The organism is Cupriavidus sp. KB_39 (genome assembly GCF_052114485.1).
GTDB lineage: Bacteria > Pseudomonadota > Gammaproteobacteria > Burkholderiales > Burkholderiaceae > Cupriavidus.
In genome coordinates this window covers 93,274-105,081 of sequence record NZ_JBFREV010000021.1, presented here as the reverse complement: position 1 = coordinate 105,081, position 11,808 = coordinate 93,274, and the positions used below count along the sequence as shown (strand labels likewise).

Annotated in this window: 10 protein-coding genes and 1 pseudogene; 10 read left to right on the top strand and 1 reads right to left on the bottom strand. The window is 65.4% G+C overall.

The window, feature by feature from the left end; translation table 11 throughout:
- The 9 genes and pseudogenes from AB4Z27_RS17250 to AB4Z27_RS17210 all read left to right on the top strand — a co-directional run.
- A pseudogene (locus AB4Z27_RS17250) lies at positions 1-156 on the top strand (ABC transporter ATP-binding protein); the annotation flags it as partial.
- Positions 157-247: 91 nt separating this feature from the next.
- Positions 248-1,456, top strand: a complete 1,209-nt coding sequence (locus AB4Z27_RS17245; RefSeq protein WP_092300387.1) for an ABC transporter substrate-binding protein — start codon at positions 248-250, stop codon at positions 1,454-1,456.
- A gap of 65 nt (positions 1,457-1,521) precedes the next feature.
- A complete protein-coding gene (locus AB4Z27_RS17240; RefSeq protein ID WP_092300384.1) occupies positions 1,522-2,406 on the top strand; it encodes a branched-chain amino acid ABC transporter permease in 885 nt (294 codons plus the stop codon).
- Positions 2,406-3,440, top strand: coding sequence for a branched-chain amino acid ABC transporter permease (locus AB4Z27_RS17235; RefSeq protein ID WP_369823531.1), 1,035 nt, complete (start codon positions 2,406-2,408; stop codon positions 3,438-3,440). Before AB4Z27_RS17240 ends, AB4Z27_RS17235 begins: the two co-directional genes overlap by 1 nt.
- A gap of 194 nt (positions 3,441-3,634) precedes the next feature.
- On the top strand, positions 3,635-4,246 hold the full coding sequence (locus tag AB4Z27_RS17230) for a hypothetical protein (protein ID WP_255370966.1): 612 nt from the start codon (positions 3,635-3,637) through the stop codon (positions 4,244-4,246).
- A gap of 349 nt (positions 4,247-4,595) precedes the next feature.
- The gene (locus AB4Z27_RS17225) at positions 4,596-5,747 is read left to right on the top strand and encodes an ABC transporter substrate-binding protein (RefSeq protein ID WP_092300378.1); all 1,152 of its coding nucleotides are present in this window, start codon (positions 4,596-4,598) and stop codon (positions 5,745-5,747) included.
- Between the two features lie 195 nt (positions 5,748-5,942).
- Entirely contained in the window at positions 5,943-6,995 is a 1,053-nt protein-coding gene (locus tag AB4Z27_RS17220) for a branched-chain amino acid ABC transporter permease (RefSeq protein WP_092300375.1), read from the top strand.
- A gap of 108 nt (positions 6,996-7,103) precedes the next feature.
- A complete protein-coding gene (locus tag AB4Z27_RS17215; protein WP_441644883.1) occupies positions 7,104-8,858 on the top strand; it encodes a branched-chain amino acid ABC transporter ATP-binding protein/permease in 1,755 nt (584 codons plus the stop codon).
- 9 nt (positions 8,859-8,867) lie between these two features.
- On the top strand, positions 8,868-9,611 hold the full coding sequence (locus AB4Z27_RS17210) for an ABC transporter ATP-binding protein (protein ID WP_092300369.1): 744 nt from the start codon (positions 8,868-8,870) through the stop codon (positions 9,609-9,611).
- Between the two features lie 133 nt (positions 9,612-9,744).
- On the opposite strand, the gene AB4Z27_RS17205 is transcribed toward AB4Z27_RS17210, so the two are convergent.
- Positions 9,745-10,665, bottom strand: coding sequence for a LysR substrate-binding domain-containing protein (locus tag AB4Z27_RS17205; RefSeq protein WP_441644881.1), 921 nt, complete (start codon positions 10,663-10,665; stop codon positions 9,745-9,747).
- A 141-nt stretch (positions 10,666-10,806) separates the two neighbouring features.
- On the opposite strand from AB4Z27_RS17205, the gene AB4Z27_RS17200 reads away from it, so the two are divergent.
- A complete protein-coding gene (locus AB4Z27_RS17200) occupies positions 10,807-11,808 on the top strand; it encodes a Bug family tripartite tricarboxylate transporter substrate binding protein (RefSeq protein WP_092300363.1) in 1,002 nt (333 codons plus the stop codon).

The following is an 11,808-nucleotide window of genomic DNA, read 5'->3' as shown; positions in this document are numbered from 1 at the left end:
GGCTACACGGTGGTGATGGTGGAGCAGAACTTCCGCTTCGCCGCGCCGCTGGCCGACCGCTTCTACGTGATGGAGCACGGGCAGATCGTCGAGCGCTTCGCCGCCGCCGAACTGCAGGCCAAGATGCCGGTGCTGAACGAACTGCTTGGGGTCTGATCCGCGCGCGCCCTCGTGCGTGCGGGTTACTCGATTGATGGTGGCAGGAACGGGTGGCGTGAGCACGCTGCCGAAACTCAGGAGACAAAACATGAAGATGACTCGGCTGGCCGTGGCTGTGGCGGCGACTGTTCTGGGCGCGGTGTCCACGGGGGCATCGGCGCAGGTGTCGGGCGACACCGTGAAGATTGGCTATATCACCGACCTGTCGGGCCTGTACGCCGACATCGACGGCCCGGGCGGCCTGGAAGCGGTGAAGATGGCCATCGAGGACCATGGCGGCAAGGTGCTGGGCAAGCCGATCGAGCTGATGTCCGCCGATCACCAGAACAAGGCCGACATCGCCGCCTCGAAGGCGCGCGAGTGGATGGACCAGCAGGGCCTGGACATGCTGCTGGGCGGCACCAACTCCGGCACGGCGCTGGCCATGAACAAGGTGGCGTCCGAGAAGAAGCGCGTCTATATCAACAACGGCGCCGGCACGGCCCGCCTGACCAACGAGGAGTGCTCGCCGTACACGGTGCACTACGCGTATGACACGGTAGCGCTGGCCAAGGGCACCGGCAGCGCGGTGGTGAAGCAGGGCGGCAAGTCGTGGTTCTTCCTGACCGCCGACTACGCCTTCGGCCACTCGCTCGAGACCGACACCGCCGCCGTGGTCAAGGCCAATGGCGGCACGGTGGTTGGCTCCGTGCGCCATCCGCTGTCGGCATCGGACTTCTCTTCGTTCCTGCTCCAGGCGCAATCGTCCAAGGCGCAGATCCTGGGCCTGGCCAACGCCGGTGGCGACACGATCAACTCGATCAAGGCGGCCAAGGAATTCGGTATCACGAAGAATATGAAGATCGCTGGTCTGCTCATGTTCATCAATGACGTGCATAGCTTGGGCCTGAAGAACACCGAGGGCCTGCTGATGACCGACAGCTGGTACTGGGACATGAACGACGACACCCGCAAGTGGGCGAATCGCTACTTCGGCAAGATGAAGAAGATGCCGAGCAGCTTGCAGGCAGCCGACTACTCGGCGGTCAGCACCTACCTGAAGGCGGTGGAGACGGCCAAGACCGAYGATCCGGACAAGGTGATGGCCGAGCTGAAGAAGATGAAGATCAACGACTTCTACAACAAGGGKCAGATCCGCGCCGACGGCCGCAACATCCACGACATGTACCTGATGCAGGTGAAGGCGCCGGCGGAATCGAAGAAGCCTTGGGACTACCTGAAGGTCGTGGCAACGATCCCGGGTGACCAGGCCTTCACGACGGTTGCCGAGTCGAAGTGCGCAATGTTGAAGAAGTAAGCATTGGTTTTGCGCCCCTCTCCCGCTGGCGGGGGAGGGGATAGACACTCAGGCACTCGACGCCAATGGACATATTCGGAATTCCTCTACCCGCCATGCTGTCCCAGYTGCTGCTGGGGCTSGTCAAYGGYGCKTTCTACGCGATGCTGAGCCTYGGGCTGGCCGTSATYTTCGGCCTGCTMAACGTSATCAACTTCGCACACGGCGCGCTGTTCATGCTCGGCGCGCTGCTCGCCTGGGCGGGCATGGAGTACGCCGGGCTCAATTACTGGGTCATGCTGGCGCTCTCGCCGATCATCGTCGGCGTGCTCGGCGTGATCATCGARAAGTCGATGCTGCGCTGGATCTACAAGCTCGACCATATCTACGGGCTGCTGCTGACGCTGGGCATCACGCTGGTGATCGAAGGCGTGTTCCGCTCGATCTACGGCGTCTCSGGCCTGCCGTACTCGCCGCCCGACGCGCTGCAGGGCGCCACCGACCTCGGCTTCATGATCCTGCCGAACTACCGCGCCTGGGTCGTGGTCGCCTCGCTGGTGGTCTGCTTCGCCACGTGGTTCGTGATCGAAAAGACCAAGCTCGGTGCCTACCTGCGGGCCGGTACCGAGAACCCCAAGATGGTGGAAGCCTTCGGCGTCAACGTGCCGCTGATGGTGACGCTGACCTACGGCTTCGGCGTGGCGCTGGCGGCCTTCGCGGGCGTGCTGGCGGCGCCGGTGATCCAGGTGTCGCCGCTGATGGGCCAGAACCTGATCATCGTTGTGTTCGCCGTGGTGGTGATCGGCGGCATGGGGTCGATCATGGGTTCCATCCTCACCGGCCTGGGCCTCGGCGTGATCGAGGGCCTGACCAAGGTGTTCTATCCTGAGGCATCGGCCACCGTGGTGTTCTTCATCATGGTGATCGTGCTGCTGCTGCGCCCGGCTGGCCTGTTCGGGAGGGAGAAGTGATGAGCGGACAAACCGGACAAACCGCGGTGCCTGTGAGCACCGGAACCGTCAGGAACGGAGTGGGTGTGCAGAAGAAGGTGCTTTACGGCTTGCTGCTGCTGGGGCTGATCGTGGCCCCGATGGCGGGCGCCTACCCGGTGTTCGTGCTCAAGGTGATGTGCTTCGCGCTGTTCGCCTGCGCGTTCAATCTGCTGATCGGCTTCACCGGGCTGCTCTCGTTTGGCCACGCGGCCTTCTTCGGCGGCGCCGGCTACGCGGCCGGCCATGCGATGAAGGTCTGGGGCGTGACGCCGGAAGTGGGCCTGATCCTCGGCACGCTGACCGGGGCCGGCATCGGCTACGTGGTCGGCTCGCTGGCCATCCGACGGCAAGGCATCTATTTCTCGATGATCACGCTGGCGCTGGCGCAGATGCTGTTCTTCATCTGCCTGCAGGCGCCGTTCACGGGCGGCGAGGATGGCCTGCAGGGCATTCCGCGCGGCAAGCTGTTCGGCGTGCTCTCGCTCTCCGAGGACATCACGCTGTACTACGTGGCGCTGGCCATCATCGTCGCCGCGTTCGCGCTGATCGTACGCACCGTGCACTCGCCGTTCGGCCAGATTCTCAAGGCCATCAAGGAGAACGAGCCGCGCGCGATTTCGCTTGGATACGATGTCGATCGCTTCAAGCTGCTCGCCTTCGTGATCTCGGCCGCGCTGTCCGGGCTGGCGGGTTCGATCAAGGCGCTGGTACTGGGCTTCGGCACGCTGACCGACGTGCACTGGTCGATGTCCGGCTCGGTGATCCTGATGACGCTGGTGGGCGGCCTGGGCACGCTGTCTGGCCCGATCGTCGGCGCCTTCGTGGTGGTGGCGCTCGAAAACAAGCTTGGCGACATCGGTTCGTTCCTGGCGCACCTGACCGGCATCTCCTGGTTCAACGCGCTCGGCGAGTCGGTGACGATGGTCACCGGCATCATCTTCGTGATCTGCGTGCTGACGTTCCGCCGGGGCATCATGGGCGAGCTGATCGCGCTGACGAGTCGCAAAAAGTAGTAAAAATGCGAGTGATGACAGGCCGACATGCCCGCTTTTGGGGCTAGGGTTTCTGCTAGCTTGTTTCATACGCACCGCTTCGTTACATTGCATATACGGTTTTCGCAGGTTAAATGGAGGCGGAAGCGAGGAGACGACAGGCGCGCACCCGGTGTCGGGTAGCAGCAGCCAATACAATGAAAAGGCGTTGCCAGGTGATCCTTGGCAGCGCCTTTTTGATTTGTAGCGCCCGCTGGCGCGCCAGGCTTATCTCCCGACCGTCCTTCCTGTCCATGGATCACCCATCCCCGCATTCCTCGCGCCCACAAGGGCTCGTGCGGGTCGGCACCCCTGCCGACGCCGCTTTGATCGACGCCTGGCTGATGGCCCGCGCGCCGCTTGCCGTACCCGAGGCCCGCGCCCGCAGGCTGTCGCTGGAAGCACTCCTGGCGCAGGGTGCGCAGGGGCTTTGTCTTATCGATGGCGCCATCGCCGATGCCGGAAACCCGGGCGGCGAGGCGAGCCCCAACACGGTGCATGGTCTGCTACCGGTGACACTTATCCACAGCTTGTCCACCGGAGGCCGCGTTGCGCTGGCGGCGGAGTGGTGGGGGCCGGCCGATCTGGACGATCCGGCGGCTTCGACGGCGTCCCTCGCCGCCTGCTGTGACGTGCTGGCCGACTGGTGCCGCGCGCATGGTATCCGGCAGGTGTGGCTGGCGCCCGGCTTGCTGGCCGATCCCGCAGCCGCGCCGCGCGGCTTCGCCCCCGGGGCCGACGGGCTCCTGCACCGCAGCCTCGTGCCGACGCCCAAGCAGCTCGGCTGACCTCGGCATCGACCCCAATCCCGCTACTGGCCGGCTTTCCCGGCCGACCCTGACTGTTGCGCCCGCGCCGCTGCGGGTTAATCCCGCCTTTTCGTACGAAATCGCTGTGTTAGACTCGATTCGCATTCCCGACCGCACGGTCGGGGAATGCAACTGCGCAATCCGGGGGTAAACCGCGCAGGACGGGAAAATCAAAAGGGACGGTCTTCGAAGTTCCCGACATTGACGCTGGTGCCAGCGCTGCGCCGGCCATAGAGCCCGAAAAACGGGCCAAACCAAGAACTGAGGGCATCCGCCGGCCGGAAGCCGGCGGATGCCTTTTTCCTTTTTTGGAACCGAAGGAGACGAGATGACATTCAAGCGCGCCAGCGTGATGGCCCTTGCCGCCGCCAGCCTGTTCGCCGGGGCGGCCAGTGCCCAGGTCAAGGTGGGGGTCACCGTATCGGCCACCGGGCCTGCCGCTTCGCTCGGCATTCCCGAGAAGAACACGTTCACGCTGCTGCCCAAGGAGATCGCGGGCAAGAAGATCGAGTACTTCGTGCTCGACGACGCCACCGACACCACCACTGCCGTCAAGAACACCCGCAAGCTTATCAGCGAGGACAAGGTCGACGTGGTGGTGGGCTCCACGGTTACGCCGAACTCGCTCGCGATGGTCGACATCGCCGCCGAGAGCGAGACGCCGATGATCTCGATGGCCGCCTCGGCCCGCATCATCGAGCCGATGGACGCCAAGCGCGCCTGGGTCTTCAAGACGCCGCAAAACGACTCGCACATGGCCACTGCCATTGCGGAGCACATGACGAACAACAACGTGAAGACGGTGGCATTCATCGGCTTCGCGGATGCCTACGGCGAAAGCTGGGCGCAGGAATTCGCCAAGGTGGCGGAGATGCGCAAGATCAAGGTCGTGGCCAACGAGCGCTTTGCGCGCACCGACAACTCGGTGACGGGTCAGGTGCTCAAGATGATGGGCGCCAACGCCGATGCGGTGCTGATCGCTGGTTCGGGTACGCCGGCCGCGCTGCCGGCCAAGACGCTCAAGGAGCGCGGCTACAAGGGCAAGATCTACCAGACCCACGGCGTGGCCAACCCGGACTTCCTGCGCGTCTGCGGCAAGGACTGCGAGGGCACGTTCCTGCCGGCTGGTCCGCTGCTGGTGGCCGAGCAGCTGCCCGACAGCAATCCGGTGAAGAAGCCGGCCGTGACCTACAAGACCGCCTACGAGAAGGCCTTCGGCGGCCAGGTGTCGACCTTCGGCGGCCACGCCTGGGACGCCGGCCTGCTGCTGCAGAACGCAATCCCGGAGGCGCTCAAGAAGGGCCAGCCCGGCACCAAGGAATTCCGCAAGGCACTGCGCGACGCCCTGGAGCAGACCAAGAACCTGCCCGTCTCGCACGGCATCATCACCATGAGCCCCACCGACCACCTCGGCATGGACCAGCGCGCGCGCGTGATGGTGCAGATCGTGGATGGCAAGTGGAAGCTGCAAACGAAGTAAGCCGGCATTCGACCGGCGGTACGGAGCAAGTCGCGGAGTCACGAGGCAAAAAAGGGCGCATGGCGATCCATGCGCCCTTTTTTTGTCCGCCGGATCCTGTGATGATGCCCGCATGACCCTGTTCAGGAGGGCGGCGCCGCCAAGCTGGTAACGCCGCACCTCCTTCCACGACACGTTCCCAGACACGGGGAGACAATGGACCTCTCGATTGCGGCCATCCTGGCGCAGGACGGCATCACCTCCGGCGCCATCTACGCGCTGCTGGCACTGGCACTGGTGCTGGTGTTCTCGGTGACGCGCGTCATCTTCATCCCCCAGGGCGAGTTCGTGGCGTATGGCGCCCTGACGCTCGCCGCGATGCAGGCCGGCCACGCGCCGCAGACCACGTGGCTGCTGCTGGCGATGGGCGTGCTGACGTTCCTCTACGAGTGCGTGACCGTGCTGCGCAGTGCCGARCTGCGCCGCACCGCCCCGCGCCGGCTGGCCGTGCTGGCCGGCAAGTACGTCGTGTTTCCGCTGGCCGTTCACCTTGTCGTGCAGCAGTACGGCGGGCAGCCGCTGCCGATGCTCGCGCAGATCGCCCTGACGCTGCTGATCGTGATTCCGCTCGGGCCGATGCTGTACCGGCTGGCGTACCAGCCGCTGGCCGAAGCCAGCACGCTGGTGCTGCTGATCGTCTCCGTGGGGGTCCACTTCGCGCTCGTGGGGCTGGGTCTGGTGATGTTCGGCGCCGAGGGCTCGCGTACCAGCGCGTTCTCCGATGCGCGCTTCGACATCGGCACCTTGAGCGTCTCGGGCCAGAGCCTGTGGGTGGTGGGCGTGTCGGCGCTGCTGATCGGCGCGCTGTACTTCTATTTCGAGCGCACGCTCCAGGGCAAGGCGCTGCGTGCCACGGCCGTGAACCGGCTCGGCGCGCGGCTGGTCGGCATCGGCACCACGCAGGCGGGGCGGTTGTCGTTCACGCTGGCGGCGGCGATGGGCGCGCTGTGCGGCATCCTGATCGCGCCGCTGACCACGGTGTACTACGAGTCCGGCTTCCTCGTGGGCCTGAAGGGCTTCGTGGGCGCCATCGTCGGCGGGCTGGTCAGCTATCCGGTGGCCGCGCTCGGCGCGATCCTCGTCGGCCTGCTCGAATCCTATTCGTCCTTCTGGGCCAGCGCGTTCAAGGAGGTCATCGTATTTACCTTGATTATCCCGGTGCTGTTGTGGCGCTCGCTGACCAGCAAGCATGTCGAGGAAGAGGAGTAAGCCATGACACTGCTGACCGAGAAGCCCGTGGCCGACAAGCCGGTGGAGATCATCCACCCTCGCACGAAGGCGCGCACCCCAGCCGCCACGCGCAATCGTATTTTCACGATGTTGTTCGTCGTCGTGCTGGCCTTGCTGCCTGTGCTGCCGACGCCCGAGTTCTGGATCACGCTCGGCAACTACATCGGTCTCTATAGCATCGTGGCGATCGGGCTGGTGCTGCTGACGGGCGTCGGCGGCATGACCTCGTTCGGGCAGGCGGCGTTCGTGGGCCTGGGCGCCTACAGCACGGCCTACCTGACGACGCAGTTCGGCCTGTCGCCGTGGTTCGGGCTGCTGGTGGGGCTGGGCATCACGATGGCCTGCGCCTACGTGATCGGGCTGATCACCATGCGGATGTCGGGCCACTACCTGCCGCTGGCGACGATCGCCTGGGGGCTCTCGCTGTTCTTCCTGTTTGGCAACCTTGAATTCCTGGGCAAGTACGACGGCCTGAATGGCGTGCCGGTGCTGTCGTTCGTCGGTGTGTCGCTGCAGTCCGGGCGCTCGATGTTCTATCTGATCTGGGTGGTGGTGCTGCTCGCCGTGCTGGCCATGCAGAACCTGCTGAACTCGCGGCCGGGCCGTGCCATCCGTGCGCTCAAGGGCGGCGGCACGATGGCCGAGGCGATGGGCGTGAACACCGCCTGGATGAAGGTGGTGATCTTCGTCGTGGCGGCGGTGCTGGCCTGCGTGTCGGGCTTCCTCTACGCGCACCTCCAGCGCGCCGTGAACCCGACGCCGTTCGGGCTCAACTACGGCATCGAGTACCTGTTCATGGCCGTGGTGGGCGGCGTGGGCCACGTATGGGGCGCGGTGCTCGGCGCGGGCATCCTGACCATCCTCAAGGACGTGCTGCAGGGGCTGCTGCCGAAGCTGCTCGGCTCCACGGGCAATTTCGAGATCATTGTCTTCGGTGTGCTGATGGTGCTGCTGCTGCAATACGCGAGCGACGGCATCTGGCCGTTCTTGCGCCGGCTGTTCCCGTCGGGGCCACCGGTGACGGCGCCKGACGATGCCCAGCCGCTGCCGGTGCGCCAGAAGCCCGAGGCCGGCGAGCTGATCCTCGACGTGCGTGCGGCGCGCAAGCACTTCGGCGGGTTGGTGGCCGTGAACGACGTGAGCTTCCAGGTGCGCGCCGGCGAGATCATCGGGCTGATCGGGCCGAACGGCGCCGGCAAGTCCACCACGTTCAATCTCGTCACGGGYGTGCTGCCGCTGACGCGGGGCGAGGTGCGGTACCGCGGTGAGGTGATTTCGGGCTTGCCGTCGCGCGAGATCGTCAAGCGCGGCGTGGGCCGGACCTTCCAGCACGTGCACCTGCTGCCGACGATGACGGTCCTCGAAAACGTAGCCATCGGCGCGCACCTGCGCGGCGAYTTCCGCCCCCAGGGCGGCGTGGCGGCGGCGATTCTCCGCATGAATCAGGCCGAGGAGCAGAAGCTGCTGTTCGAAGCGCGCCGGCAGCTCGAGCGCGTGGGGCTGGCCGACTGCATGTATATGGAAGCCGGCAGCCTCGCGCTGGGCCAGCAACGCATTCTGGAGATCGCGCGTGCGCTGTGCTGCGACCCGGCGCTGCTGCTGCTGGACGAGCCAGCGGCCGGCCTGCGTTACAAGGAGAAGCAGGCGCTGGCCGAGCTGCTGAAGAAGCTGAAGGGCGAGGGCATGAGCGTGTTGTTGGTCGAGCATGACATGGACTTCGTGATGAACCTGACCGATCGCCTCGTGGTGATGGAGTTCGGGACGCGCATCGCCGAGGGCGTGCCGGAGGAGGTCCAGAAGAATCCGGCTGTGTTGGAAGCCTATCTGGGCGGCGTCGAGTGAGGATATGAGATGAATCTGATTCTGGAAGTCGATGACCTGCATGTTCGCTACGGCAAGGTCGAGGCGGTGCATGGCGCCAGCCTGAAGGTGGAGGCCGGGAAGATCGTGACCGTGATCGGTCCGAATGGCGCGGGCAAGTCCACGATGCTCAACGCGATCATGGGCGCGCTGCCGGTGAGTGGATCGTCGAACGGCGCGGTGCGCTACCTCGGCCATGACATGGCGGGCATTCCGGTGGAGGGGCGCGTCGCGCGCGGCATGTGCCTGGTGCCGGAGAAGCGCGAGTTGTTCGCGTCGATGACGGTGGAGGACAACCTGCAACTGGGCGCGTTCCGTCGCAAGAAGGCCGGCGAGCGCAATTACCTCGATCAGATGGAGGTGGTCTACGGGCTGTTTCCCCGGCTGAAAGAGCGGGCGAAGCAGGACGCCGGCACGCTGTCAGGCGGCGAGCGCCAGATGCTGGCGGTGGGCCGCGCGCTGATGGCCAAGCCGCAACTGCTGATGCTCGACGAGCCCAGCCTTGGGCTGGCGCCGCTGATCGTCAAGGAGATCTTCCACATCATCCACAACCTGCGCGAGACCGGCGTAGCGACGCTGCTGATCGAGCAGAACGCGCGCGCCGCGTTGCAGGTGGCCGACTATGCCTATGTGATCGAGACCGGCGACATGGCGATGGAAGGGCCGGCTTCCGAGTTGGCTAGCAATCCGAAGGTGATCGAAACGTACCTGGGGCTGGCGAAGAAGGCGGCCTAGTGTACGAAGTAGGTACGGTTGGTTACYTGGATGAATGAAAGCCGGCGTTGAGCCGGCTTTTTTATTTGTGCAGGGAATATCAGGCTGGAGTAGATGGGCGGGATGGATGTTTTTTCCCTTGGCTTAGGARAKCTCATCTATCCAGTTCATCCTCCTTCGCCACCTCCAACAGCCATGCGCGGAAGCAATTCAGCGCCACATGGTCGCGCCGCTCCTTCGGGGCGCAGAGGAAGTATCCACGCTGCAGCCGGATCGGCAGATCGAAAGGTGCGACCACTGCGCCGGCGGCGATTTCGTCGCGCACCAGGCAGCGCTGGAGCACCGCCACGCCCATGTCCGCCTTCACTGCCTGGACGAGGATCGACACCTGATCGAAGCCGGTGGCCAGTCGGGGCGCAGCACTGGGTACGCCCGCTGCTTCGAGCCAGTGCTGCCAATTGGCGGGCGCCGTGGTGTGGAACAGCAGCGGTTCCTGGAGCAGATCGGCGGGGTGCTGCCATCTTCCCGCCGCGCGCCGTGCGTGGGCCCGTGCGGGGTGGCAGATCGGCACCATCTCGCGGCCAATCACATAGTCGACTTGCAGACCCGGCCACTTGTCGGCCACGCCGGCGAGCAGCGCCGCATCGGGCGACGGCCCGGAGAGATCCTCGTTGCGGCGATAGGGCACGAAGTCGAGCCGGATGTCGGGGTGTCGRCGGTGAAAGTCGGGCAGGCGCGGCACGAGCCAGACGCTCGCCAGCGTGGGGACGGCTGACAGCGTGAGGTKGTGCTGCCGGGCCTGATCCCGTTGCAGCATCGCCGCGCTGGCGGCTTCGATGGCGGCCAGTGGGCCAGCCACGGCCTCAAGATAGATTCGTCCCGCCTCGGTGAGCGTCAGCCGATGTGCGTTGCGATGGACCAGCGGCTGGCCGAAGTGTTCTTCCAGGCGCGCGATGGCCCGGCTGATGGCGCCCTGGGTCACGCAGAGCGTCTCCGCCGCGCGCGTGAAACTGCCCAGCCGCGCCGCCGTGGCGAACGCGTGCAACTCGGACATCGACGGGGAACGGAGCCGCATGGGGCAGGGCGCGGGGGCGCTTGGTTAGGATGAGCTTTGGTARTGCAACCGTGCAATATAGTCGTTTGTGCGCGACCGGTAAACTCCCGACACTCGACGCTCGGTATCCCCATCGAGAACGATAAAGAGGAGTTTGATCCCATGACCCGAGCCCGTTCCCCGCGACGCCAGTTCCTGCTGACCGGCATCGCCATGGCCGCCACGCTGGGCGCCACCGTCAGCGGCCACGCCATTGCGCAAGGCAGCTATCCGAACAAGCCGATCCGGCTTGTCGTGCCGTTCGCGGCGGGCGGTTCCACCGATCTGTCGGCACGCCTGGTGGCCGAATTCGCCGGCCGGGAGCTGGGCCAGACCATCGTCGTGGACAACAAGGGTGGGGCGGGCGGCTCCATCGGCATGGAGCAGGTGGCGCGCTCGGCGCCGGACGGCTACACGATCGGCATGGCCACTGTGAGCACGCACGGCTCGAACCCGGCCGTCTACCCGAAGCTCGGCTATGACCCGATCAAGGACTTTGCGCCGGTCACCAACGTGATTGCCATCCCGAGTGTGTTCGCCGTCCACCCGAGCGTGCCGGCCAAGACGATGCAGGAGTTCATCGCGCTGGCCAAGGCCAACCCGGGCAAGTACACGTTCGCGTCGCCCGGTGCGGGCTCGCTGGGGCACGTCAACATCGAGAACTTCATGATGCTGGCCAAGATCGACCTGCTGCACGTGCCGTACAAGGGCGCCGGGCTTGCGCTCAATGACGCCGTGGCAGGGCAGGTCAACGCGATCACCGACAACCTGTCGTCCACGCTGCCCCACGTGAAATCGGGCCGCCTGCGCGCGCTGGCGGTGCTGGGYGCGGCACGCTCGTCGCAGTTGCCGAATGTGCCGACCTATAACGAGCTCGGCTTCAAGGACATGGGCGATGGCGGCTGGTTCGGCATCGTCGCACCGGCCGGCACGCCGCCGGCCATCGTCGACAAGCTCAACGCCGCCATCCACAAGGCGATGCAGAACCCCGAGTTYAAGCGCAAGGTCGAGGAGTCCGGCGGTACGCTGGTCCCGACCACGCCTGACCAGTTCAAGGCGCAGATCCAGCAGGCCATGGCCCGCTATGCCCGCGTGGCCAAGGCTGCCAACATCAAGCTGGACTGA

Bases quoted from the DNA above. Each gene is read 5' to 3' on its own strand.
- AB4Z27_RS17210 (WP_092300369.1), top strand. From the start codon at position 8,868: ATGAATCTGATTCTGGAAGTCGATGACCTGCATGTTCGCTACGGCAAG.
- AB4Z27_RS17235 (WP_369823531.1), top strand. From the start codon at position 2,406: ATGAGCGGACAAACCGGACAAACCGCGGTGCCTGTGAGCACCGGAACC.
- AB4Z27_RS17225 (WP_092300378.1), top strand. From the start codon at position 4,596: ATGACATTCAAGCGCGCCAGCGTGATGGCCCTTGCCGCCGCCAGCCTG.